The sequence below is a fragment of the Rhodoligotrophos appendicifer genome (genome assembly GCF_007474605.1).
Taxonomy (GTDB): domain Bacteria; phylum Pseudomonadota; class Alphaproteobacteria; order Rhizobiales; family Im1; genus Rhodoligotrophos; species Rhodoligotrophos appendicifer.
Genome location: NZ_VHKL01000005.1, coordinates 386,634 through 412,108 on the forward strand (window position 1 = coordinate 386,634; position 25,475 = coordinate 412,108).

The following is a 25,475-nucleotide window of genomic DNA, read 5'->3' on the forward strand; positions in this document are numbered from 1 at the left end:
AGCGAAGTCCCTAGTGCGGCGGCCTGCGACGCCTCGAGAGAGAATGGTCTTCACCGCTCCCGGCCCGTGACGGACTCAGGGTGCTGTGAACAATACAAGAACATAGATTCGCCGCCGAGCGCAATGGGCTGTGGTTGGGACCACGGCTTCTCAGCCACAGCGGAAGGTAATCACTCGGCTCTGCTTTGACAATGCGACGCTGGCGTTCAGGTCTCGCCGTCACCTGGCGGGTGGGGTGCGGTCCCCCTCTCGGCGGCGAGCAGGGCCTCGAACCGCTGCTGGCTGGCCTGCATTTCCTCTTTGATCCACACCCGGAACAGGCTCGCAGCCCGGCTCTCGCGTGTGCCGGTGGGACGGATCAGGTAATAGGCATCCTGGGGCAGATCGACAGTGAAGGGGCGGATCAGCCAGCCTTCAAGGAGACTGTCCACGGCCAGCACATTATCCGCCAGGGCGAAGCCTTGGCCGGATTCGGCGGCTTCCACCGCGAGGTGGTTTTGCAGCATAGGTCCGCGCGAGCCGTCCAGCCCCGTGGCGCCCGCCGCCGCCAGCCACTCCTCCCACCATTCCCGGGATTGTTCGTGGATGAGCGTAAAGGTCTTCAAGTCGTTCACGTCCCGCAAGGGCCGCTCGCGCAGCAGGTCGGGGCTGCAGACCGGAAAAACGACGAGCTTCACCAACAGCTCGCTGTCTACGTCCTCCCACTCTCCATCCCCGAAGCGAATGCCGAGTTCCGCCGGATCGGCCCGGAAATTGGCCAGCGTATCGGTCGGATCGAGATTGATGTCGATGTCGGGATGCCGTGCAGCAAACCGCCCGAGCCTCGGGACCAGCCATCGCGCCGCAAAGGCGGTCTGCACGGTTACCGACAACTCCCGGTGTCCCGCCTTTTCCGCGGTGATCTCGCTGACCGCATCCGCGAGTTGATCGAACAGCGGCGTGATCCGCTCGCTCAGCCTGAGCCCCTCGGGCGTCAGCGTGACGCCGCGGCCGGTGCGGCGGAACAGCGAAGTTCCCAGCCAGGTTTCCAACTCGCGGATATGCCGGCTGACCGCCGCATGGGTCACGAACAACTCGCCGGCCGCGCGTGTGAAGCTGGCATGGCGTGCGGCGGCCTCGAAGGCGCGGAGGGCACGAAGGGAGGGGAGGCGGCGGCTCATGACCTGTGACTTTATCTTACATCTAGCGTGACATAAACCCGTTTGTCTGTTGCGTCGCAAACCGCCATTTATGGATCATGAAATTCGCCCTACGGAGAACGGAAATGAATTGGATCCTAAGAGCTTACGCTGATTTCTACGAGGCGCTCCTCGCTCCCGTCAGCGGCGGCCGCCCGGCCGGCTCGGTGCGTCGCACCATGCCTTCGCAGCGAGATTTTTGAGGCGCGTGATTGACCACGAGGCAATGCCGGCGCTCTCACGACTTGGGAGTGCGCCAATGCCTTGTGGTTCTTTCTCGAGTATAGAACAAAAGAAGAACGATGGAGAGTGACATCACCTTGTGGGGAAAAGCGCAGGGATGGTGGCGCAATCTCGTTGGAGTCACTATTTTGACTCCGAGTGACGCGGCAGGAGAAGTGTGATGGCAGGCTCGGTGAACAAGGTTATCCTGATTGGCAATCTGGGAAAGGACCCGGAAATCCGCCATACCAAGGATGGTCGTCCCGTGGCCAGCTTCAGTCTTGCCACCACGGAGAACTGGCGGGACCGTCAGTCCGGCGAGCGCAAGGACCGGACGGAGTGGCACAACATTGTCATTTTCAGCGAAGGCCTCTGCAAGGTCGCGGAGCAATATTTGAAGAAGGGCGCGAAGGTTTATATCGAGGGCCAGCTTCAGACGCGCAAATGGCAGGATCAGACGGGCAATGACCGCTACACGACGGAGATCGTCCTGCAGGGGTTCAATTCGACGCTGACCATGCTCGACGGTCGCCAGGGCGCAGGCGGCGGGAGCAGCGACTTTGGCCCCGATTCGGGCGCCGGCGACTTTGGTCGCGGTGGCGCCGGCGAGCGGAGTTCGAGTTCGCGGCAGCGACCGCTCCAGAGTTTCTCCGAGGAACTCGACGATGAGGTTCCCTTTTAACGGGAGCCGTAATATACTTCCGGTTGAACCGATCCGGGGCGCGGTCTTTCCGCACTGAGGAATCATTGCCTTCTTTAGGGCATAGTTTCCCGATAGATGCCGCGGCCCTGTAACGATGCCGTTGATGTCGTCGTGCGATCCAAATCTTGGGAGCTGAGGGTAAATGCGGAAGACCGCGGCCTTTGTCATATCTCTGCTGGCCCTGTCCGGGGCGGCCATCCTGCCGGCAAACAGTACCGTCAACGCGGCTGAGCCGGTGAAGGCCTCCGCCCTCAAGGCATTGTTCCCCGGCAAGTTCGAAGGTGTCTGGAAGGGCAAGCAGCAGGTGCAGATTGGCGCCGATGCGAATGGCACCCTGAAGGGCTTTGCCGACGGCAAGTTCGACACCGGCAAGTGGGAGATCAAGGGCGATAAGCTCTGTGTCTCCTTTGCCGTGTGGACCAAGGGCGAGCGTCGCTGTGGCGAGGTCTATCGCAGTCAAGGCTGGTATCTCGGCTTGGTCAAGAAGTCCGGTGAGGCGAACTTGAAGTTCCGTCCCAAGTAGGACATCGCCCGGCAGTCCAGCTGAAGGACCTGGGATTTTCCGCATTCGCTCTTGCTGCCGTGGCGGCCTGGCGTTACGAGCAGGAATGTAGCGATCCGAATGCGGAGGCGCAGATGCTTGCCAATGATTTTCGATCCCTCGATTTCGGCCTCGGCGATACGGCGGACATGCTGCGCGACACGGTGCGGGGCTTCACCGCCGACGAGATCGCGCCGTTGGCCGCCGACATCGACCGATCGAACGAGTTTCCGCGTCACCTCTGGACGAAGCTGGGGGACCTGGGGCTCCACGGCATCACCGTGCCTGAGGAATATGGCGGCTCGGGTCTGGGCTATCTCGAACATTGCATCGCCATGGAAGAGATCTCCCGCGGCTCTGCCTCCGTCGGACTGTCCTATGGCGCCCACTCCAATCTCTGCATCAATCAGATCAGCCGCAACGGCTCCGAGGAGCAGAAGCGGCGCTATCTGCCGGATCTGATCTCCGGGCGCCATCTCGGCGGCTTGGCCATGTCCGAGCCCGGCGCAGGCTCCGACGTCGTGTCCATGAAGCTGCGCGCCGAAAAGCGCGGCGATCGCTATGTCCTCAACGGCACGAAGTTCTGGATCACCAACGGTCCCGGCGGCGACGTCATCGTAGTCTACGCCAAGACCGATCCCGAGGCCGGCCCGCGGGGCATCACCGCCTTCATCGTCGAGACCGGCTTCAAGGGATTTTCCGTCGCCCAGAAGCTCGACAAGCTCGGCATGCGTGGCTCGGACACGGGCGAGCTCGTGTTTCAGGACTGCGAAGTGCCGGAGGAGAATGTCCTGGGCTCCCTCGGGCGCGGTGTGAACGTGCTGATGTCGGGCCTCGATTATGAGCGCGCCGTGCTCGCCGCCGGGCCCCTGGGCATCATGCAGGCCTGCCTCGATGCGGTTCTGCCCTATGTTCACGAGCGCAAACAGTTCGGCCAGTCGATCGGCACCTTTCAGCTGATGCAGGGCAAGCTTGCCGACATGTACACCACGATGAGTGCCTGCCGTGCCTATGTCTATGCCGTGGCGCAGGCATGCGATCGCGGCCAGACGACCCGCAAGGATGCGGCCGGCGCCATCCTCTACGCTGCCGAGAAGGCGACCTGGATGGCCCTGGAGGCGATTCAGTGCCTGGGCGGCAATGGCTACATCAACGATTATCCCACCGGCCGGCTTCTCCGCGACGCCAAATTATATGAGATCGGCGCCGGAACCTCCGAGATTCGCCGCATGCTCATCGGCCGCGAGCTCTTCGACGAGACGATGTGAAGACGCCCTGTTTTAGACCATTGACTGTGTACGCTTCTCAGTCAGGGCATGATCCCCTATGGTGCGGGCGCCGATGGCGGAACGCCGTGCCCTGATGACCCTCGACATCTACACGATCCTCATTCTCCTGGTCGCTGTCTGCGCCTTGATTTGCTGTGTGCTGCTGGTCACCTGGTGGCGCCACCGGGAAACCCAGGCCTATCTGTGGTGGAGCGGCGCCTGTAGCTTGGGCGGCATCGGCCTGATCCTGATCCTGCTGCGGGGTCAGATCCACGACATTCTTTCGATCTCGCTCGCCAATGCCTTGGTCTTGCTGGGTGTGGGAATGGCGTGGGCAGGGACACGCTCCCTGTTCCGGCGGCCGGTGAAGCTCTGGCAACTGCTTGGGCCATCCGTGCCGTGGCTGATCGCGCTGTGCTTCGATCCGGTGATGGACGACCCTGCGATCCGCACGATTCTGCTTTCGGCGATCGCCGCTGTGTCCTGCTTTGCCATTGCGCTCGAGCTATGGCGGGGGCGCAGCGAGTATCTCCCCTCCGGCGGCCCCCTGATCGCGCTGACCGTCCTGAACGGCGCCTTTTATGCCGTGCGCGGCGTGGTGGCGGCCTCTCGCACTGTGCCGGACGACTTGGCCATTCAGGGTTTCTGGTTCGGGCTCAGCCTCGTCGAGGCGACATTGTTCATCATCGCCGCCGCCATGTTTGCGGTCACCCTCATCCGCGAGCGCAGCGAACGGCGCCTGATGGCGATCGCCGCGCGCGATCCTCTGACACAAGTGTTGAACCGGCGCGGGTTCTTCTCCTCTGCCGAGGCCTTGCTCGCTGTCCTCCGCGGCAGCGGCCGCACGGTGGCGCTCCTCCTGTTCGATCTCGACAGCTTCAAATCCGTCAATGACCGCTACGGCCATGCCGCCGGCGACGTCGTGCTGGAGAAATTCGGCCAGATCGCCAGCGAGATGCTGCCGGCCGAGGCGCTTCTCTGCCGTCTCGGCGGGGAGGAGTTCGCAGCCCTGCTGCCGGATATGCAGGCAGCCGCCGCCACCGATCTGGGCGAGCATCTGCGCGCCCGCATCGCGGCCCAGGCCTTCGTCTACCGCGGCAGCCAGGTGCGTGCGACCGTCAGCGTCGGAGTGGCCGTCCTCACCGGTGAGGCCATCGAGTTGCAGCGGCTGATGACCATTGCCGACCATGCCCTCTATGAGGCGAAGGCGGCCGGACGCAATCGGGTCAGGTTCAGCGCCGCGCCCGTCGCCTGAGACGCGAGGGCTGGTCTTTTTGCTGTCTCACCTCCCGCGGAGGCTGTAAGAGGTCGACCATGGCCTGGCCCCTCCGGCGTCTCTCATCGTCGTCGTCATGACACTCAATGTTCGCCACCCGATCTGGCTGCCGGCAGCACCGCAACCCGGCGCCATGGCCTTCGCCATCCTCTTCGTGATCGAATCTTTCGCCCGCGCTCTGGTCGCGAGTGTCGTCCCGATCCAGGCCTATGATGTCCTCCGCAACGAGCAGTCGGTCAGCTTTCTCTATACCGCCGTGGGTTTGCTGAGCATCACGGGCTCGCTGTTCATCCCGGCTCTGGTGCGGCGCTTCACCCGACGCTGGGTCTATACCCTCGGCGCGGTCTGCCTGATCCTCGCCTCGATCGCCTTCGTGACCCACACGCTTCTGGGCCAGGCCACGGGCATGCTGGTGCGCGTCTTCGGCGTCGCCTGTCTGAACATCACGCTCAATCTCTACATCATGGACTATATCCGCCGCCACGAATTCGTCCGTTCCGAGCCGCTGCGCCTGGCGACCTCCACCATTTCATGGACGGTCGCCCCCTTCCTCGGCGTCTGGCTGTATACGACCCAGGGGCTCTTGGCCGTGCACGGTCTGACGGCCCTCTGGGCCCTGCTGCTCATCGCCGTCTTCTGGTATTATCGCCTCTCCGAGAACAAGCTCATCGCGCCGGGCCGCATCGCGCCCACCGATCCCATCAACAACATCCGCCGCTTCGCCGAACAGCCGCGTCTCAGGCTCGCCTGGGTCATCGCCTTCGGTCGTTCGGCCTTCTGGTCCACCTTCTTCGTCTATGGTCCGATCCTGATGGTCTCGACCGGGCAGGGCAATTTGGCCGGCGGCGCGCTCGTCTCGGCCGGCAATGCCGTGCTGATCTTTGCCATTGTCTTTGGCCGACTGGGCTCCCGCCACGGCGTCCGCACGGTGATCACCGTCGCCTTCTTCGCCCTGTCCCTGCTGTGTATCTGCGCCGGCATGATCGGCGCATCGTCACCATGGCTCACCGCCGGATTTCTTCTGCTCGGCACCTTGGCCTGCGCGGCCCTCGACGCCCTGGGCGGCATTGCGTTCCTGCGGTCGGTGCACCCCCATGAGCGCGCGCAGATGACGGCCGTCTACCGGACCTACACCGATGCCTCCGACCTTCTGCCGGCCTTCATCTACGGCATCTTGCTCGGCTATTTCGGCCTCGGCTCGGTCTTTGCCGTCCTGGGAGTCTTCCTCCTCTTTTGCAGCTGGCTCACCTGGCGCTTTCTGCCAAGATCCATGTAGCGAGGTGGGCGATGCCCGAGACGGGTCAAGCGGAGGATCTGATGGACAGGATGCACATCTATCTCGGCAACAAGAACTATTCCTCCTGGTCCCTGCGCCCCTGGCTTCTCATGCGCCATGGCGGCCTCGACTTCGGCGAGACCGTCCTACCTCTGGATCTGGATACGCCTGAGGAGACCCGCGACCCCCGAATCAGCGAGATTTCCCCCTCCCATCGGGTGCCGGTGCTGCGGCATGGGGGCATCACCATCTGGGAATCCCTGGCCATCATGGAGTATCTCGCCGAAACCTTTGCCGAAAAGCAGTTCTGGCCCCATGATCGGGAGCGGCGCGCCCATGCCCGCGCCATATCGAATGAAATGCATGCAGGCTTCGGTGCTCTTCGCCATGAATGCCCGTGCAACCTGCGCCGTCCGGTCTCGCGCCTTGAGGTGAGCCCCGCCTGTCGGCGCGACGTCGCCCGCATCGCCTCCATTTGGAAGGAGTGCCGCGAGACCTACGGTTCTGACGGACCCTTCCTCTTCGGCGCATTCTCGATCGCCGACGCCATGTACGCACCCGTGGTGAACCGCTTCCACATCTACGAGCTCTCCTCGGATCCAGCGGTTCAGGCGTATATGGAGACGATTCTCTCCTTGCCTGCTTATGGCGAATGGAAGTCTGCGGCGGAGCAGGAGCCATGGGTCATTCGCGCGGAAGAAGTCTGAGCGCCCGCTTCGGCTTGCATTCCTCCTCTTCCGCGCGTATATGGCGCCCATAAACCTCACACGCGGACGCTGGGCTGTCGCACCTTACATAGCGGCGGTCCTTCCGGTGTCGGCACAGGCCGGCTCACACGTTCGCGGCGGATCAACCGGAAAAAGGGAGCGTGCTGGCATGTCATTGCCGGAATTCACTATGCGTCAGCTTTTGGAAGCGGGCGTTCACTTCGGCCACCAGACTCACCGCTGGAACCCCAAGATGGGTAGCTACATCTATGGGGACCGTAACGGTATTCACATCGTGGATCTGGCGCAGACGGTGCCGCTGTTGCACCAGGCGCTCGTCACGGTTCGTGACGTGGTCGCTGCCGGCGGCCGCGTCTTGTTCGTCGCCACGAAGCGTCAGGCCTCCGAGGCCATCGCTGAGAGCGCACGGCGGTCGGCCCAATATTACATCAACCACCGCTGGCTCGGCGGCACGCTGACGAATTGGAAGACGATTTCCCATTCGATCCGCCGTCTGCGTCAGTTGGAAGAGATGCTGGCTCAGGAACATCTGGGGTTGACCAAGAAGGAAACCCTGAACCTGACCCGTGAGCGCGATAAGCTTGAGCGCGCTCTGGGCGGCATCAAGGATATGGGCGGCATCCCCGACCTGATGTTCGTGATCGACACGAACAAGGAATCGATTGCCATTCAGGAAGCCAAGAAACTGGGCATTCCGGTGGTGGCCATCATCGACACCAATTGCGATCCCCAAGGCATCAATTTCCCCATTCCGGGCAATGACGACGCCGGCCGGGCGATCAGCCTCTACTGCGATCTGATCTCCCGTGCGGCCTTGGACGGCATCTCCGTGGCCCAGGGCGGTGCCGGCATCGATATCGGCGAAGCCGAGAATCCGATGCAGGAGCCGGTTCTTGAGGAAGTTGCCGAAGCCGATCCCGAGACCGCTCTAGCCTTCCCGGTGCTGAAGGAGCCGCGCGGCTCGGCCGACGATCTGAAGAAGATCACGGGCCTGGGTCCCACCGTCGAGAAGAAGCTCAACGATCTGGGCGTCTTCCATTTCTGGCAGATTGCCGAGATGAACGGCGATCAGCTCTCGGCTCTCGATGATGCGCTCCAGTTCCACGGCCGCGTGGACCGCGACGATTGGGTCGGTCAGGCGCGGGCCTTGATCGGCAGCGACGCCTGATGCGTCGGGCGGGCAGGGCGGCAGCGTCTTGCCCGTTTATGGACATACCGAGAATTTGAGGATTGCGATGGCTGAAATCACTGCCAGCATGGTGAAGGAACTGCGCGAGAGCACTGGCGCAGGCATGATGGACTGCAAGAGCGCTCTGGCCGAGAACGATGGCGACATGGACGCCGCCATTGATTGGCTGCGCAAGAAGGGCCTGTCCAAAGCAGCGAAGAAGTCTTCGCGGGTCGCCGCCGAAGGCTTGATCGGTGTCTCCAGCAAAGGGCTCAAGGGCGCCATCGTCGAGGTGAATTCCGAAACCGATTTCGTGGCGCGCAATGAGCGTTTTCAGGCCATGGTGTCTGAGATTGCAGATTTGGCGCTGGTCGCCCGCGGCGACGTCGATGCGCTGAAGGCCGCGAGCATGAGCGATGGCAAGTCCGTCGCCGATTATGTGACCGAGGCGGTTGCGACCATCGGCGAGAACATGAATGTTCGTCGCACCGGTTACGTCGAAGTCAGCGACGGGATCGTCGCCACTTATGTCCACAGCCAGGTCGTCCCCGGTCTCGGCAAGATCGGTGTCCTGGTCGGGCTTGAGTCCGGCGGCGACAAGGCCAAGCTGGCGGCGCACGGCCGGCAGCTCGCCATGCATATTGCGGCGGCGAGCCCCATTGCCGTCAATCCGCAGGACGTCGACTCTTCCCTGGTCGAGCGTGAGCGCGACGTGCTGGCGGCCCAGGCCAGGGAATCCGGCAAGGCTGAGGAGATCATCGCCAAGATGATTGAAGGCCGCCTGCGCAAATACTACGAAGAAGTTGTGCTTCTTCATCAGGTCTACGTCATCGACGGCGAAAACACTGTCGGCAAGGCCATCAAAGAGATGGAGAAGGACGTAGGGGCGCCGATCACGGTTGCAGCCTTTGTCCGCTTTGCCATCGGCGAGGGCATCGAGCGCGAGGCGGGCGACTTCGCCTCCGAAGTCGCCGCCGCGGCAGGGGCCTGATCGCTGCCGTCACGGGTCGTCGGGAGAGGATCGAGCAGATGGTGAACCCACGTCCTCCCTTCCGCCGCGTGCTGCTGAAGCTGTCCGGCGAAGCCCTGATGGGCGACCAGTCATATGGTATCGATATGGCTGTCGCCGATCGGGTTGCCGCTGAGATCCGCGACATCGTCGATCTCGGCGTGGAGCTCTGCATCGTCGTCGGCGGCGGCAACATCTTCCGGGGCCTGGCCGGCGCCGCCCAGGGCATGGACCGCGCCAATGCCGATCACATCGGCATGCTGGCGACCATCATGAATGCGCTGGCCCTGAACAACGCGCTCGGACATGCCGGGGTCGATTCCCGGGTGATGTCGGCCATTCCCATGCCGACGGTCTGCGAATCCTATATCCGGCCCCGCGCCTTACGCCATTTGTCCAAGGGTCGAGTGCTCATCTTCGCTGCGGGAACCGGAAACCCTTATTTCACGACTGACACCGCCGCCGCGCTGCGGGCCGCCGAGATGGGATGCACGGCCCTGTTCAAGGGCACCAGCGTTGACGGTGTTTATGCCGCAGATCCCAAAAAGCAGCCCGATGCGGAGCGCTATGACAGCCTGACCTACCAGGATGTCCTCGCCCGCGATCTTCGGGTGATGGATTCGGCAGCCGTAACCCTTGCGCGCGACAATGATATTTCGGTAATCGTGTTTTCGATCAGAACGCCGGGGAGCCTGGGGGCCGTCATGAGGGGCCAGGGCCGATGCACCGTCATCGGAACCGCGGGCGTGGCAGGGAATCGGGAATAGAGGCGAGAGCTCCGATGGTAGACGCAGCGATGAAAACCGACGAACTGAAGCGCCGTATGCAGGGTGCCTTTTCCAAGCTCAAAGAGGAATTTGCCGGATTGCGTACGGGCCGCGCATCGATCCATCTTCTGGAACCGATCACGGTGGAGGCCTATGGATCGGCCATGTCCCTGAACCAGGTGGCGAATGTCTCCGTGCCTGAGTCGCGCATGTTGAGTGTGCAGGTCTGGGATCGTGGCCTGGTATCTGCGGTCGAGAAGGCCATTCGGAACTCCAGCCTGGGGCTCAATCCCATCACCGAGGGACAGACTTTGCGGGTTCCTGTGCCCGAATTGTCTCAGGAGCGACGCAAGGAATTGGCCAAAGTCGCCCATAATTACGCTGAAGCCTCCAAGGTTGCTGTGCGCAATGTGCGCCGCGACGGTATGGAGCAGTTGAAGCGGCTCGAAAAGGATGGCGAGATCAGTCAGGATGAGCAGCGCGCCTGGGCCGACGATGTTCAGAAGCTGACCGATCAGTTCATCAAAGACATTGATGAGGCTTTGACGCACAAGGAAGCGGAGATCATGCAGATATGATCTTCGCTTGACCTAGCCTCGTGGTGCTCAACCGCGGATGGAGTTCGATGTCCCTGCGGGTAACACGACAGACGGAAGAGCAGTCGGAGAGCCAGGGAGGGTTTCCGGGGGCCGTGCCACGCCATGTCGCCATCATCATGGATGGCAATGGCCGCTGGGCGGGTCGCCGGGGTCTGCCGCGGTCGGCCGGTCACAGCAAGGGTGTTGAATCCGTGCGCCGTGCCGTCGCGGCGGCGCTGGATTTCGGCGTCGAATATCTCACGCTCTACAGCTTCAGTTCTGAGAACTGGCGGCGTCCCAAGGAGGAGGTCGGCTATCTCCTCAACCTGCTGCGCAGATTCGCCAATCGTGACGTCTCCGAGCTGCATGCTCAGGGTGTCCGCATCAAGGTGATCGGCGAGCGGTCTTCCCTCGCGCCCGATATCGTCACCTTGATCGAACGCGCCGAGGAGATGACGCAAGCCAATTCCGCCATGACCCTCATGGTGGCCTTCAATTATGGGGGCCGGGACGAACTCGCCCGTGCTGTTCGCGAGCTGGCTCAACAGGTCCTGTCGGGGCATCTTCTGCCGTCGGAGATCACTCCGGACCTGATTTCGAACCATCTCGACACCGCCAGCATCCCTGATCCGGAGCTCGTCATTCGCACCAGCGGCGAGCAGCGCCTGTCGAATTTTCTGCTGTGGCAAAGCGCCTATTCCGAATTCGTCTTTGTCGAGGAGGCATGGCCGGATTTCGATCGCGAGATCTTTGCCAGCGCCTTGAAGCAATACATGCTGCGGGATCGCCGTTTCGGTGGTCTGGCGGCGACGTCGTTGTAACGGCCGTAGCCGTCTCGATGGCCAGCAGCGGGAACACAGGAAAATGGGCTGATCTCGCCATTCGCTCGGCCTCCGCCGCTGTCCTTGTGCCGATCGTCGTCGCCGCGGTCTGGCTCGGGGGGCCGATCTTCGCGGCGTTGCTCGCCGTGGTGGGTCTCCTCATGGCGACCGAGTGGCTGAGGCTGGTCTATCCACAACGGTCTCCGGTCCAGATGACGCTCCATATCGCGGCGGTGGTCGGGGCCGTGCTGGCGGCATTGTTCATGGGGCCTTTCGTGGCCTCCGTCGTCGTGCTCCTGGCCTGGGCGGCAAGTGTGGCGCATCTGCTGATCCGGCGTCCGCCCGTCCGGTCCTGGAGCGCCCTCGGCATTGGCTATGTCGCGATCCCTGTCCTGTCGCTGCTGGCCTTGCGGTTGGATCCCGCTTATGGTCTGGCCGCCATCATCTGGTTGCTGCTGATCGTCTGGAGTGCGGACACCGCCGCCTACCTTGTCGGCAGATTGATCGGCGGGCCCAAGCTGGCCCCGCGGATTTCACCGGGCAAGACGAGATCTGGATTTGGCGGGGCTCTCCTGGGAGGCGCCATCGCGGCAGGGGCCACAGGCTTCGTGCTGCAGCTCCCGTCTTTGGCGATGCTGATGCTGCTGGGTGCGGTCATTGCCGCCATATCCCAGCTCGGCGACCTTTTTGAATCCTTGCTGAAGCGTCACGCGGAAGTGAAGGATTCAGGCCACCTCATCCCCGGTCATGGGGGCATACTCGACCGGGTCGACGGTTTGATCACTGCGGCCATAGCCGCCTGGGCCATTGGCGCGGTGCATGGCGGCTTCGAAAACATCGCATCGGGATTGCTCGTGTGGTGAAGTTGGTAACTTTACTAAAACCTTATGCGTGTAGCATGCGAGCTTGGAGAGAAGATCGTGGCATTGATTGCTGAAAGTTTTGAGCCACTTGTGGCGCCTAAGCGACTGACCGTCCTTGGCTCCACCGGCTCTGTCGGCTGTTCGACGCTCGATCTTATCGGGCGCGATCTCGATCGCTATGAGGTTGACGCGCTCGTCGGCAACTCGAACGTGCTGCGGCTTGCGGAACAGGCGCGGGCGGTGAATGCGCGCTGTGCCGTCACCGCCGACGCCAAGGCGTACACGGCCTTGAAGGCGGCGTTGTCCGGCACCGGGATCGAAGTGGCCGCTGGCCCCGACGCGGTCATCGAGGCCGCTCAGCGTCCTGTGGATATTGTCATGGCCTCCATCGTCGGTGCCGCCGGCCTCGCACCAACCATCGCCGCCGCGCGCAACGGCACCACGATCGGCCTGGCGAACAAGGAATGCCTCGTCTCCGGCGGCACCTTCTTCACCAGCACCGCAGCGCGCGCCGGTGCCAAGATTTTGCCCGTGGACTCCGAGCACAGCGCCGTCTTTCAGGTCCTCAATCCCGACCATCGCGACCAGATCTCGCGCATCATCCTCACTGCTTCTGGCGGTCCGTTTCGCACCTTTTCTCAGGCCCAGCTCGATGCCGCGGGCCCGGAGCAGGCCCTCAAGCATCCCAATTGGAGCATGGGCCAGAAGATCACCATCGATTCAGCCAGCCTCATGAACAAGGGGCTTGAGCTCATCGAGGCGTTTCATCTGTTCGATGTTGACATCGACCAGCTCGACGTCCTGGTGCACCCGCAATCCATTATCCATAGCCTCGTCGAATATCGCGATGGCTCGACTTTGGCGCAGCTTGGCATGCCGGATATGCGCACGCCCATCGCCTATGCTTTGGCGTGGCCCGGTCGCATTGAGGCGCCAGTGGCACAGCTTCGCCTCGAGCAGATCGGCCAGCTGACTTTCGAGGCTTTGGACGAAAAACGCTTTCCTGCCGTGGCCTTGTGCCTGGCGGCTCTGGCCCGTGGCGGCAGTGCCACGACGGTTCTGAATGCGGCCAACGAAATTGCCGTGGCCGAATTTTTGTCGAAACGGATTCCGTTTCCGGGTATCACTGCGCTTGTCAGTGGGGTGCTGGACCGAGCCGAGGGCGATGATATGCTCTGTCCATTGACGGCTCTTGACGATGTCTTCGCGGCCGACGCTTATGGCCGACGGATCGCCGCCGAGCTGGTGGCCTCTGGATTTTGTAGCCGGTGACGGGACGGTAGGACCGGTCCTCTGCGTTGAATGGAAGAGTTGCCGGTAGGGTAGGTGGGAGAGAATGGATTTTTCGCATATGGTCGGCTCTGGATTATGGACGACTTTGTCCTATCTTGTGCCGTTCCTGTTCGTCCTCACGATCGTCATTTTCTTCCATGAGTTGGGGCATTTCCTGACGGCGCGAGCCTGTCGCGTGAAGATCGACGCCTTCGCGGTGGGCTTCGGCAAGTCTCTGTTCACCTGGCTCGACAAGCACGGCACCCAGTGGAAGATCGGCTGGCTGCCCTTGGGCGGCTATGTGAGTTTTCGCGGCGACAGCTCTGTTGCCAGCACGCCCGACCGAGAGGTTCTCGAAGCCGCCGAGAAGGATCCGGTGGAGGCAGCCCAGCTCTTCCATAACAAGCCGCTCGCTCAGCGTGCGGCGGTTGTGGCGGCGGGCCCCATCGCTAACTTCATCGTTGCGATTCTCATCTTTGCTCTGACTTTCATGGTCGTTGGCCGTCAGGTGAGCCCGCCGATTGCCGATACGGTGCAGCCGGACACGCCGGCCGCCGCGGCGGGAATTGTGGCGGGCGACGAGATCAGGAAGGTCGATGGACGGACCATCGAGACCTTCGGGGACCTGCAGAGAATCGTCGGCGATAATGCGGGAACGCCGCTCCGGATCGAGGTGCTCCGCAACGGCCAGACGATCAATCTCGACGTAACCCCGGCGGCTCGCGAGATCACCGACCGCTTTGGCGGCAAGCATGTTGTGGGTGTGCTCGGCATCGCCCGCGACGCCAATGAGGAGGTTCGCGTCGAGCGCTTTGGCCCGGTGATGGCGCTGTGGAAGGGCACCGAGCAGACCTGGTATGTGATCACCCGCACCCTGTCTTACGTGGGTCAGGTGATCGCCGGGACTCAGAGTGCCGACCAGTTGGGCGGCCCGCTGCGGATCGCTCAGATGTCGGGTGAGGTTGCGACGATTAGTTTCCTCGCGCTTCTGAATTTGGCTGCGGTCCTGTCTGTAAGCATCGGATTGGTCAACTTGTTTCCGATTCCGATACTTGATGGAGGTCACCTTTTGTATTACGCCATCGAGGCGGTGCGGGGGCGGCCGCTGAGCGCCAGGGCTCAGGATATGGGGTTTCGAGTGGGAATGGCTTTGGTGTTGATGCTCATGCTGTTCGCGACGTGGAACGATCTCGTCCACTTCGAACTGTTTTGAATTTGACACTATGGTCGGGGAAATGGCCATGCTGGACATCATCAGGTTTTCAGCGCTGATGAAACCGCGTACAACAACTTGTTACACGCGTTTCGTCCAGGGGCGGGGACAACAACTAATGATTGGTAACTTATGCGCTACCGGTTCGTAATTGCCGCCTTTTTGGCCATGCTGTTTACCGTTCCGGGACCGATCGCGGGGATCGGCTTCGGGGTGAGCGAGGCGTATGCGCAGACTGTGTCGCGCATCGTTGTCGAGGGTAATCAGCGTATCGATCCAGAGACCGTCGAAGCTTATATGCAGCTCGGCCCTGGCGATGCTTTCGACTCAGAGCGCGTCGACCAATCTCTGAAGACCCTCTTCCAAACAGGTCTTTTCTCTGACGTTCAGATCTTTCAGCGCGGCAATGTGCTGGTGGTGAAGGTTGAGGAGAACCCGCTGATCAATCAGATCAGCTTCGAGGGCAACAGCGAGATTACCGACGTCAATCTCGGCAAGGAAGTCGAGCTGAAGCCGCGCATGGTCTTCACCAGGGCCCGGGTTCAGAGCGATGTTCAGCGCTTGACTGCACTCTACAGGCGCTCCGGGCTCTTCGCGGCGCGGATCGAACCCAAAGTCATCCGTCTGCCTCAGAACCGCGTCAATCTGGTCTTTGAGATCAACGAAGGCGAGACCACGCGTATTCAGCGCATCGCCTTCGTCGGTAATGAGGCCTTCTCCGATGGCCAGCTGCGCGATGTGATCACCACCGAAGAATCGCGTTGGTGGAAGATCCTCACCTCGTCGGACAATTATGATCCCGATCGCCTGGCCTACGACAAGGAACTGCTCCGTCGCTTCTACCTGAACAGCGGTTACGCCGACTTCCAGGTGCTGTCGGCCACGGCGGAACTGTCGCCTGACGGCGAGAACTTCTACATCACCTTCACGGTGCAGGAGGGTCCGCAGTACAATTTCGGACCTGTGGCGGTGGATCCTGGCACCACGGGCCTCAATCCGGAAGAGTTGATGACCAAGGTCAAGACCCGCGAGGGCGAGATCTACAACGCCGAACTGGTCGACAATTCCGTGGAGCGCATCACCGTCGATGCGGGCACGGCCGGCTATGCTTTCGCCAAGGTGCGTCCTCGGGTGGACCGCGACGAGGCGACCCGGACGGTTGGTCTGACTTACACTCTCGAAGAAGGCCCTCGCGTCTATATCGAGCGGATCGACATCGTCGGAAACACCCGGACACAGGATAATGTCATCCGTCGTGAAATCCGCTTGGTGGAAGGTGACGCCTATAATCGCGTTCTCGTGGACCGCGCGCGGCGGCGGATCACGGCCCTCGACTTCTTCGGCAAGGTGGACATCATCGAGCAGCCGGGCAGTGCGCCCGACCGGGTGCTCCTGACTGTTCAGGTTGAAGAGAAGTCGACCGGCACTCTGAACTTCGCAGCCGGTTACTCGACCTCTGAAGCGGTGGTGGGATCGGTGAGCGTCACCGAGCGAAACCTCTTGGGTAAGGGCCAGTTCGTCCGTTTGGCGACATCCTTAAGCTTCAAGCGTCAGGAACTGGATTTCAGCTTCACCGAGCCCTATTTCCTCGGCCGCAACCTTTCTGCCGGTATCGACGCCTATGGAACGCGGACCGACCAGCAGAATGAATCGTCATTCGATCTCAGACAGGTCGGTGCGGGCTTCCGTTTGGGCTTCCCGCTGTCGGAAAACAGCCGGGTGACCACGCGCTATAACTTCACCAACCGCAAGATCTCGGACGTCCCGGATAATGCTTCGCAGGCCATTATCCAGTCCGAAGGCACCACCAACATCTCGCTGGTGGGAGCGACTTATGTTTATGACATGTTGGACAACCCTCTGCGTCCGACTCAGGGCTATCGCTTCCAGATGTCGGCGGATATCGCCGGCCTTGGCGGCGATGCGAAATGGGCCCGCAGTGAAGTCGCCGCCTATTACTTCTATCCCATCTGGGATGGCGTGGTGCTGATGGCCCGTGGTACGGCCGGTCACATGGAGCCGCTGAGCGGTGAGATCCAGCCGGTCGACCGGTTCTTCAAGGGTGGCAACTCCTTCCGCGGCTTCGAGCGTGCCGGTATCGGCCCGCGCGATACATCGACCTCGCGGGATGACGCTCTCGGCGGCTACACCTACGGCATCGGTACCGTTGAGGTAACGTTCCCCCTCGGCCTGCCGGAAGAGTTCGGCATCAGGGGTGCGGTCTTCTCCGATTTCGGTACGCTGTTCAACGCGCCGGATAACTTCTCCTGCTCCAACGGCAAGAGCGATTGCTTGGTCGGCGACAATTCGGCGCTGCGCGCCTCAGTCGGCGCCAGCGTGATCTGGGAATCGCCGTTCGGACCGCTCCGCTTCGACTTCGCCGATGCGCTGCTGAAGGAAAAATACGACAAGACGGAATGGTTTAGGTTCAGCGTCGGAACCTCCTTCTAAGAACTTGAGACAGGCCGGCACTTCGCCGGCCTGTATCTTTTTGAGCCATCGCTTGCGGTCGTGGTGTTCTGTTGCTAGCTATGCCTCTCCAAGTCCGAGGCATCAGTAAAGGCGACGCCGACATGGCGGAGAGCACCCCAGCAGTGACACTCGAGTCGGCCGATATCGGGCGCATCATGCGCCTCTTGCCCCATCGCTATCCGTTTCTGATGATCGACAGGATCGTCGACATGAACGGGGACCTCTCCGGCGTCGGCATCAAGAATGTCACCATCAACGAGCCGTATTTCGCGGGTCATTTCCCTGAATTTCCGGTGATGCCGGGGGTCCTGTTGATCGAAGCCATGGCGCAGACGGCAGGCGGGATCGTCATCGCCAGCCGCGGCGAGGAAGGCATGGGCAAGCAGGTCTTCTTCATGACCATCGACAAGGCGCGCTTCCGCAAGCCGGTGACGCCCGGCGACACCGTGCGGGTCCATGTGCAGCTCCTGCGCAAGCGCTCGAGCGTATGGAAATACAAGGGCGAGGCTTGGGTCGAAAAGCGCCTCGTGGCGGAGGCCGAGATCAGCGCCATGCTCACCGATGGCAAGGTGCTGTGAGTGTATCCGCTTCCGCCCAATAAAAAAGCCGCCGGAGTTCGGCGGCTTTTTTGGAGTTGGACTATTCGCAGCCCTATTTCCGCATGTCGATCGGAACGTAGCCCCGCTGCGTGGCCCCCGTATAGAGCTGCCGGGGCCGGCCGATCTTCTGGCTGGGATCTTCGATCATTTCCTTCCACTGGGCGATCCAGCCCACCGTGCGGGCGACCGCGAACAGCACCGTGAACATGGATGTCGGGAAACCCAGCGCCTTCAGCGTGATCCCCGAATAGAAATCGATGTTTGGATAGAGCTTCTTCTCGATGAAATACTCGTCATGCAGCGCGAGCTGTTCGAGTTCCTTGGCCACGTCGAACAGCGGGTCATCCTTGATCCCGAGCGCGTCCAGGACCTCGTGAGTGGTCTGCTGCATGATCTTCGCGCGCGGATCATAATTCTTGTAGACCCGGTGCCCGAAGCCCATCAGCCGGAACGGATCGTTCTTGTCCTTGGCCTTTTCGATGAATTTCGGGATGTTTTCGGGATGCCCGATCTCCATCAGCATGTTCAGCGCCGCCTCGTTGGCTCCGCCATGGGCCGGCCCCCACAGGCAGGCGATGCCGGCGGCGATGCAGGCGAAGGGATTGGCCCCTGACGATCCCGCCAGGCGCACGGTGGAGGTCGAGGCGTTCTGCTCGTGATCGGCATGCAGGATGAAGATCCGGTCGATCGCCCGCGCCAGAACCTTGTTCTGCTTGTAGGGCTCGCAGGGGACGCCGAAACACATGTAATGGAAGTTGGAGGCGTAATCGAGGTCGTTGCGCGGATACATGAAGGGCTGGCCGACCGAATACTTATACGCCATGGCGGCGATGGTCGGCATCTTCGCGATCATGCGCCGGCTGGCGACTTCCCGTTGCCAGGGATCATGGATGTCGGTTGAATCATGGTAGAAGGCGGCGAGGGCGCCGACCACGCCGACCATGATCGCCATGGGATGCGCATCGCGGCGGAATCCGGAGAAGAACCGGTTCATCTGCTCATGCAGCATGGTGTGATAGGTGATCGCCGTCTCGAACTCCGTCCGCTGCGCCGGATTGGGAAGGTCCCCATAGAGCAGCAGGTAGCAGGTCTCGAGAAAATCGCCCTGCTCGGCGAGTTCGTCGATCGGATAGCCGCGATACAGCAGGACGCCCTCGTCCCCATCGATATAGGTGATCTTGGATTCGCAGCTGGCCGTCGAGGTGAAGCCGGGATCATAGGTGAAATTGCCGGTATCGGCATAGAGCGACGAGATGTTGATCACGTCAGGCCCGATCGTGCCCTTGCGGACCGGCAGATCTCTGGTCTGTCCGTTGATCGTCAGGCTGGCGGTCGGGTTCTTGACGTGCTCGTCCATGGCTCGTGCCCTTTGTCATTTCCGGATATGATACGGAGGATCGGAGAAAGAGTGCATTGCCGCAAGCAGACAAATCACTCCGACACTTCACCGTGACGGCGCCCGTATCCGTCTTCGCTACTCCAATCCGCAGATTGCCGCAAGCTCTGGCAACCGTGGAATTTTGCCTAGATTTTAGGCAGGTACGACTTGATCTCGCAACCGTCCTAAAGCCTCGTCCCGTCCCAGCACCCAGAGCACGTCGAAGATCCCCGGCGAGATATTCGACCCCGTCAGCGCCGCCCGCAAGGGCTGCGCGACCTTGCCGAGTTTCACCTGGCGTTCCTCCGCCACTGCCCTGACCGCCGCCTCCAGGCACGGAACCTCCCAGTCCGGCAGCGCCTCCAGCGCAGGCACCAGAGCTGCGATCAAGCGCCGAGCCTCGTCGTCCAGCAACTCGGCCGCCTTGTCGTTCAGCGGCAGAGGTCGCTCTGCAAACAGAAAATAGGCGTTTGCAGCGAGTTCTACCAGGGTCTTTGCCCGTTCTTTGAGACCGGGCATGGCCGCCAGCAGCTTGCCCCGCAGCGAGGTGTCGAGCTTGGCCAGCATGGCCTCTCCGCCCGCGGCATGGGGCAGAAAGGCGATCAGGGCCTCGAGCAGGGCGGCATCGTCCATGTGCCGGATGTAATGCCCATTGATGCTTTCGAGCTTGGCGAAATCGAACCGCGCCGGCGATCGGCCGACGGCGCCGAGCCCGAACCACTCGACCATCTGCTCTGTGGAAAAGATCTCGTCATCGCCGTGGCTCCACCCGAGCCGCACGAGATAGTTGCGCATGGCCTCCGGCAGATATCCCATGTCCCGATAGGCCTCGACTCCCAGCGCCCCGTGGCGCTTGGAGAGCTTCGCACCATCGGGTCCGTGGATCAGCGGGATATGCGAGAAGCTCGGCACCGTCCAGCCCATGGCGGCGTAGATATGGCTTTGCCGGGCGGCATTGGTCAGGTGATCGTCACCGCGGATGATATGGGTGATCGCCATGTCGTGGTCGTCCACCACCACCGACAGCATATAGGTGGGTGTGCCGTCGGACCGCAGCAGCACCAGATCATCCATGTCGCTATTCGGGAAGACCACGCGGCCCTGCACCTGATCGTCGATGACCGTCTCCCCTGAGAGCGGCGCCCTGAGGCGGATCACGGGTTTCACGCCTGCGGGAGCCTCGCTGGCATCGCGATCGCGCCACCGGCCATCATAGCGCGGCGCCCGTCCCTCGGCGCGGGCCTTGTCCCGCATCTCCGCCAGCTCCTCTTGGCTGGCATAGCAGAAATAGGCGCAGCCCCTGCGCATCATCTCGTGTGCGACTTCCTGGTGGCGGTCGACCCGCTTCGACTGAAACACCGGCGCCTCGTCCCAGTCGAGGCCGAGCCATTCGAGGCCGGCGAAGATCGCCGAGATGGCCTGGTCCGTCGACCGTTCCCGATCCGTGTCCTCGATCCGCAGCAGCATCTTGCCGCCGGTGTGGCGGGCATAGAGCCAGTTGAACAGGGCGGTGCGTGCGCCCCCGATATGGAGGTAGCCGGTGGGCGAGGGGGCAAAACGCGTAATGACGCTTGTGGACATGTGAAGATCCGACGGTGCAGGAGCAGGGGAAGCAGAATAGCATGTTTGGGAGGGGCCCTTACCATGAGCCGGGTGACTTTCCAAATTTCACGCGGCACGGCACGGGCGCGCCAACTCATCGCACGCCGCGGGGGCTTTCGTGTCGACTGAGACCTCATCGACCTCAGGATGGCACCGTCCTTTCGGGTGGCATTGGCCTCCCTGGCGGCAGGGGCGGCGCTGGGATCGCGTCGCCGAATTCATCCGCCGTTTGCCATCCTGGGACGGGAGGATCCTGACCGATGCGCTGCGCCGCGAGCGCGCCGGGACAATTCTCTGGTGCCCCGTCTTTCTGGGCCTTGGCATTGCCGGCTTCTTCGCTCTGGATGAGGATCCCGGGCTTCTGGTTTTAGGCCTCGCTGGCCTGCTCACGGCGAGCTGCATCGCGGTTTCCCTGATCTGGCATCGGGTGGCGACCCCGGCCTTCCTCCTCGCCTGCCTCGGCATCGGCTTCGCCATGGCCTTCATGCGCAGCGCGGCCTTGGACACGCCCTTATTGCTGTGGCCGACCGCCACCGTTCAGGTGACGGGAGACGTGAAGCTCGTGGAGGGCGAGCCCGGTCGTCGGCGGATGGCCATTCTCGACATCGTCCAGATCGAGGGATTGAGGGCCAATCCGGCACCGGCGCGCATCCGGATCGCTGTCGGCCGCAATGGCGCAGCCCTCCGTCCCGGCGATCGCGTGAGCCTGTCCGCGAAGCTCTTTCCCTTGCCGCGGCCGACCGTGCCCGGGGGGTACGATTACGGTCGCAGCCTCTGGTTCGAGGGCGTCGGGGCGACGGGAATAGGTTATGGCGAGATCCAGACCATTCCGCACGACCCATTATTCGGCCAACGCCTCCGCATCGCCATCGAGACTCTTCGCGGCAGCATCGCCGCAGCGATCCGGACGGTTCTTCCCGGCCCCAGCGGCGGCATGGCCGTGGCCCTGGTGATCGGCGATCGCAGTGGCATCCCGAAGGACGTGACCACAGCCTTCCGCATCTCCGGCCTGTCCCATGTGATCTCCATTTCCGGCCTGCATATGAGCCTGATCGCAGGCACCACCTTCTGGCTCGTCCGCGCCCTCCTGTCCCTGTGGCCCGCGCTGACGATCCGCCTTCCCGTCAAGAAGATCGCGGCGACGGCGGCCCTGGTCACCGCCTCGGGCTATTTCCTGATCTCCGGCTTCGATGTCGCCACCCAGCGCTCCTTCGTGATGATCGCCATCATGTTCTTCGCCATCTTGCTGGATCGTCCTGCGATCTCCATGCGCAATGTGGCCCTGGCCGCCATCCTGGTTTTGATCCTCGCCCCCGAGGCGGTCCTCTCGGTGAGCTTTCAGCTGTCCTTTCTGGCGGTCATGGCCCTGGTGGCCATGTTCGCAGCCTTGTATGAAAACCGCTCGAGCGACGAGACGGGCTCGGGCCCAAAAACGCCGGTCGGCGCCTCCGTGCGGTTTGCCCAAAGAGCGACCGGTGCGGCCGTCATGACGACCTTGACCGCCGGCCTGGCGACGGCACCGGTGGCCGCCTATCACTTCCAGCGCCTGGCCTCATACTCTTTGCTCGCCAATCTTCTGGCGACGCCCGTGATCGGCATCCTCATCATGCCGATGCTGCTGCTGAGCCTGGTCTTGATGCCCTTTGGTCTCCATGACTGGCCCTTATGGTCGGCAGGGATCGGAATCGACCTGCTCATCGGCATCGCCCGATGGGTCTCCTCCCTGCCGGGAGCGGAAGGCATCGTCCCCGCCATGCCTCTGTCGGCCATCATGATGATCAGCGCTGGAGCCCTGGTGCTCCTGCTGTGCCGCACGGGGCTGCGTTATACGGGCATCGGGATCGCCGTGGCCGGTTTTGCTGTCGCAGCCTTTCCTTCCCACCCGGCCATGGTGATCGACGGGGAGGGCAAAGTGGTCGCCCTTCGCAATTCCGAAGGCCTCCTTGTGCTCAGCGACGCCCGCAAGGCGACGTTCGCGGCCCGACAATGGCTGGCGCGCGACGGCGACGCGGCCTCTCCCGCTGCAGCGGCACGTCGATCGGGATTTGCCTGCGATGCCCAGGCCTGCGTCGGCACCCTGGAGGAAGTCCTGCCCGTATCCGTCGTCAAGTCTCGCGCGGCCCTGGACGAGGAATGCCGGCGGGCTGCCATCCTCATTACCGACTTCCCCGTCGACCGGCCCTGTGCGACGCCGAAGATCGTGATCGACCGTCGAGCCCTGATGCGCAGCGGTGCCCATCAGCTTGATTTGGACGGCGACGGCCGGCTTCGGGTGAAAACGGTACGAAGCGAAAGCGGCAACCGTCCCTGGGTGATCGAGGCCCAGCGCGCCAAGCGCCGGTAACGCCCGCGCCAAGCGCCGGTAAGCCCTGGGGCGAGCCCTCCAAGATTCAAACCAGCGCGGCCGAGCCCCGTGGACCGTGCGGCCAAGGGAGCGCCCGTCGCCACCAAGGCCCGCGGCGGGTGCTGCTCAGGCCCAGGGCGCGCGCGGAAGGCCCACGGCGAGAGCAGCTGAAGACCCACCCGGCACCGCCAATCCTCGTGGACCGAGCCGTCTACGGCGTACCCGCAGCAACCGAGGCCCGCGGCGAGTTCTGCTCAGGCCCACGGCGCGCGTGGCAAAGGTCGATATTGAGCGCGGCCGATAGTCCCGCCTACGGGCGCCAAGCCGTGGGACCAGTGCCGTGAAAGTCCATGCCCACACCCTTGAGACCGCGGCGAGCGAAGCTCAGGCCCCGCGACCAGCATCGCTTAGCCAGGGGAACCGAACCGGTCAACGATGGGAGCAGCGTTTTGAAACTGCTGGCAAGTTGTCTGAAACCCGACCCGGCCATCCCGCGCCCGAGACGTGAAGGGATGATCGACGCCGGCTTGGAGAACCAGGTCGGTGGTGACGACGGGGCGCTGAGGCCGCTGAGGCCGCCAGGACGCTGGAGGCGCAGTCAAGCGTCCTTCAAGACGGACGATCCGCAAATCCGCAAGGCTACGCAAACGCCAACCGCAGGCAAGGCGAACCGCTGGGAACGACAGCGCACCGGCAATGACAGCGCACCGGCTTTCACAGCGCACCGGCTTTCACAGCGCACCGGCCACGCTAACGTACCGGCCACGCGAAGGCCCGGCATCACGAACCACCGGCACAGCGAACGCGCCGCTGTCGACGATTCACCGTTGGCTCCGCCGCCAAAAAACGGCAGCGCAGCGGAGAGGCGTTGCGGAGCATCGGCAGGCTTCGTTGGCCGCCTCTCAGCCCCCCAGCCGCTTCTCAATACCGGCGGATGAGGCCGATGAGCTTGCCTTGGATCTTCACGCGATCCGGACCGAAGATGCGCGTTTCATAGGCCGGGTTGGCGGCTTCCAGCGCGATCGAATCGCCTTTACGGCGGAGGCGCTTCAGGGTGGCTTCCTCGCGGTCGACGAGCGCGACGACGATTTCACCGTTATTAGCCTGATCAGCGCGTCGGATCAGCACCGTGTCCCCATCGAGAATGCCGGCCTCGATCATGGAATCGCCTTTGACCTCGAGGGCGAAATGCTCCCCGGGGCTGAGCATGTCGGCCGGGACGCTGATATTATGGGTGTGATCCTGGATGGCATCGATGGGCACGCCGGCCGCGATGCGTCCCATCACCGGCACGATCGCGGGCTCGGCCCTGCCAGTGTCGCCCGCGGCCATGGGGCGGATCTTGCCCAGGGACCCTTCAATGATATTCGGATTGAATCGCCGCTGCGGCGCCGACGCAAGTCCGCCATTATAGGATTCGGGCAGGCGCACGACCTCGAGCGCCCGAGCCCGGTGCGGCAGTCTGCGAATGAATCCGCGCTCCTCGAGAGCGGTGATCAGCCGGTGAATGCCCGATTTGGAGCGCAGGTCGAGCGCCTCTTTCATCTCCTCGAACGATGGCGGCACGCCGGCCTCCTTCAGTCGCTCGTGGATGAACATCAGCAGCTCGTGTTGCTTGCGCGTCAGCATATCGGATCGGCCTACTTTTGGCCCGGAGCCGCAAGCCTCTTTTCGAGGCCCGACTCAAGGGAGAACAAAGACGAAACCTTTATAGGCGTTCTATATATGTTCAGCAAGGTTAAAGCAGGATTAAGGACGCCCGATCACTCAAGCTCCCGCAGGACGGCAAGTGCTCGGTCGGCTTCGCCGCGGAACACAGCCGTGGCTCAGAGGCTCTTCAGTTGAAGACTTTGTAGATGAACTGGGCGATGTCGCTCTCGAGCGGGAAGGAGAGCATGCCCATGACCGAATAGCCCAGCAGCCAGGGCATCAGATAGAAGCGGATCATGAAGAAGAACCACGCCACGTAGAGCGGCACCAGCGGGTCCACAAGGAAAGCGGGGGTGATGGGGCGGAAGACGCGCAGCAGGGGATTTGTGGCCCGCACGAACACCCGCATGAAGAAGAATTCGGAATCCTCCCGCAGGAAGAGGTTCATGGCGGCCCGGCCGATCAGCGTCCACATGACGAGACCGAGGACATAGTCCACCACGATGACCCAGAGCGGGTGGATGGTGATGAGGTGTTCCAAGGATCC

22 protein-coding genes are annotated in these 25,475 nt (G+C 62.5%); 17 read left to right on the top strand and 5 right to left on the bottom strand.

Annotation, left to right across the window (positions count from 1 at the left end):
• Positions 1-206: 206 nt before the first annotated feature.
• The gene (gene gcvA / locus FKM97_RS13680; RefSeq protein WP_144292955.1) at positions 207-1,160 is read right to left on the bottom strand and encodes a transcriptional regulator GcvA; all 954 of its coding nucleotides are present in this window, start codon (positions 1,158-1,160) and stop codon (positions 207-209) included.
• Positions 1,161-1,581: 421 nt separating this feature from the next.
• Between gcvA and FKM97_RS13685 the strand changes: the two genes are divergently transcribed.
• The 16 genes from FKM97_RS13685 (at position 1,582) to fabZ (ending at position 17,933) form a co-directional block, all read left to right on the top strand.
• The gene (locus FKM97_RS13685) at positions 1,582-2,082 is read left to right on the top strand and encodes a single-stranded DNA-binding protein (protein WP_144292956.1); all 501 of its coding nucleotides are present in this window, start codon (positions 1,582-1,584) and stop codon (positions 2,080-2,082) included.
• A gap of 163 nt (positions 2,083-2,245) precedes the next feature.
• Positions 2,246-2,626: a hypothetical protein gene (locus tag FKM97_RS13690; protein WP_144292957.1), complete on the top strand. Its 381-nt coding sequence runs from the start codon at positions 2,246-2,248 to the stop codon at positions 2,624-2,626.
• 113 nt (positions 2,627-2,739) lie between these two features.
• Entirely contained in the window at positions 2,740-3,912 is a 1,173-nt protein-coding gene (locus tag FKM97_RS13695; RefSeq protein ID WP_144292958.1) for an isovaleryl-CoA dehydrogenase, read from the top strand.
• A gap of 73 nt (positions 3,913-3,985) precedes the next feature.
• The gene (locus tag FKM97_RS13700) at positions 3,986-5,167 is read left to right on the top strand and encodes a GGDEF domain-containing protein (RefSeq protein ID WP_170240906.1); all 1,182 of its coding nucleotides are present in this window, start codon (positions 3,986-3,988) and stop codon (positions 5,165-5,167) included.
• Between the two features lie 97 nt (positions 5,168-5,264).
• Positions 5,265-6,464: an MFS transporter gene (locus tag FKM97_RS13705; protein WP_144292960.1), complete on the top strand. Its 1,200-nt coding sequence runs from the start codon at positions 5,265-5,267 to the stop codon at positions 6,462-6,464.
• Positions 6,465-6,505: 41 nt separating this feature from the next.
• The gene (locus FKM97_RS13710; RefSeq protein ID WP_144292961.1) at positions 6,506-7,171 is read left to right on the top strand and encodes a glutathione S-transferase family protein; all 666 of its coding nucleotides are present in this window, start codon (positions 6,506-6,508) and stop codon (positions 7,169-7,171) included.
• 169 nt (positions 7,172-7,340) lie between these two features.
• A complete protein-coding gene (locus FKM97_RS13715; protein ID WP_144292962.1) occupies positions 7,341-8,360 on the top strand; it encodes a 30S ribosomal protein S2 in 1,020 nt (339 codons plus the stop codon).
• Between the two features lie 67 nt (positions 8,361-8,427).
• On the top strand, positions 8,428-9,351 hold the full coding sequence (gene tsf, locus FKM97_RS13720) for a translation elongation factor Ts (RefSeq protein WP_144292963.1): 924 nt from the start codon (positions 8,428-8,430) through the stop codon (positions 9,349-9,351).
• A 38-nt stretch (positions 9,352-9,389) separates the two neighbouring features.
• Positions 9,390-10,136, top strand: coding sequence for a UMP kinase (gene pyrH, locus FKM97_RS13725; RefSeq protein ID WP_144292964.1), 747 nt, complete (start codon positions 9,390-9,392; stop codon positions 10,134-10,136).
• 29 nt (positions 10,137-10,165) lie between these two features.
• Positions 10,166-10,714, top strand: coding sequence for a ribosome recycling factor (gene frr, locus FKM97_RS13730; RefSeq protein WP_144293067.1), 549 nt, complete (start codon positions 10,166-10,168; stop codon positions 10,712-10,714).
• A gap of 47 nt (positions 10,715-10,761) precedes the next feature.
• Positions 10,762-11,535 (top strand): isoprenyl transferase, encoded by a 774-nt coding sequence (locus tag FKM97_RS13735; protein ID WP_144292965.1) that lies wholly within the window; start codon positions 10,762-10,764, stop codon positions 11,533-11,535.
• Positions 11,536-11,552: 17 nt separating this feature from the next.
• Positions 11,553-12,398, top strand: coding sequence for a phosphatidate cytidylyltransferase (locus FKM97_RS13740; RefSeq protein ID WP_170240908.1), 846 nt, complete (start codon positions 11,553-11,555; stop codon positions 12,396-12,398).
• Between the two features lie 54 nt (positions 12,399-12,452).
• Positions 12,453-13,670, top strand: a complete 1,218-nt coding sequence (dxr, locus tag FKM97_RS13745) for a 1-deoxy-D-xylulose-5-phosphate reductoisomerase (RefSeq protein ID WP_428977911.1) — start codon at positions 12,453-12,455, stop codon at positions 13,668-13,670.
• 64 nt (positions 13,671-13,734) lie between these two features.
• Positions 13,735-14,883: an RIP metalloprotease RseP gene (rseP, locus tag FKM97_RS13750; protein ID WP_144292968.1), complete on the top strand. Its 1,149-nt coding sequence runs from the start codon at positions 13,735-13,737 to the stop codon at positions 14,881-14,883.
• A gap of 132 nt (positions 14,884-15,015) precedes the next feature.
• On the top strand, positions 15,016-17,334 hold the full coding sequence (bamA, locus tag FKM97_RS13755; protein ID WP_246105076.1) for an outer membrane protein assembly factor BamA: 2,319 nt from the start codon (positions 15,016-15,018) through the stop codon (positions 17,332-17,334).
• A 122-nt stretch (positions 17,335-17,456) separates the two neighbouring features.
• Positions 17,457-17,933 carry a 3-hydroxyacyl-ACP dehydratase FabZ gene (gene fabZ / locus FKM97_RS13760; protein WP_144292969.1) on the top strand — a complete coding sequence of 159 codons (477 nt, stop codon included), beginning with the start codon at positions 17,457-17,459 and terminating at the stop codon, positions 17,931-17,933.
• Positions 17,934-18,006: 73 nt separating this feature from the next.
• On the opposite strand, the gene gltA is transcribed toward fabZ, so the two are convergent.
• Both gltA and gltX read right to left on the bottom strand, forming a co-directional pair.
• Positions 18,007-19,311 (bottom strand): citrate synthase, encoded by a 1,305-nt coding sequence (gltA, locus tag FKM97_RS13765; protein ID WP_144292970.1) that lies wholly within the window; start codon positions 19,309-19,311, stop codon positions 18,007-18,009.
• Between the two features lie 174 nt (positions 19,312-19,485).
• The gene (gene gltX / locus FKM97_RS13770; protein ID WP_144292971.1) at positions 19,486-20,913 is read right to left on the bottom strand and encodes a glutamate--tRNA ligase; all 1,428 of its coding nucleotides are present in this window, start codon (positions 20,911-20,913) and stop codon (positions 19,486-19,488) included.
• 139 nt (positions 20,914-21,052) lie between these two features.
• On the opposite strand from gltX, the gene FKM97_RS13775 reads away from it, so the two are divergent.
• Positions 21,053-23,278, top strand: coding sequence for a ComEC/Rec2 family competence protein (locus FKM97_RS13775; RefSeq protein WP_144292972.1), 2,226 nt, complete (start codon positions 21,053-21,055; stop codon positions 23,276-23,278).
• A gap of 921 nt (positions 23,279-24,199) precedes the next feature.
• Here FKM97_RS13775 and lexA read toward each other — a convergent pair.
• Together lexA and FKM97_RS13785 are read right to left on the bottom strand one after the other, a co-directional pair.
• Positions 24,200-24,907: a transcriptional repressor LexA gene (lexA, locus tag FKM97_RS13780; RefSeq protein WP_144292973.1), complete on the bottom strand. Its 708-nt coding sequence runs from the start codon at positions 24,905-24,907 to the stop codon at positions 24,200-24,202.
• A 208-nt stretch (positions 24,908-25,115) separates the two neighbouring features.
• A complete protein-coding gene (locus FKM97_RS13785; protein WP_144292974.1) occupies positions 25,116-25,469 on the bottom strand; it encodes a YggT family protein in 354 nt (117 codons plus the stop codon).
• Between the last annotated feature and the right edge of the window lie 6 nt (positions 25,470-25,475).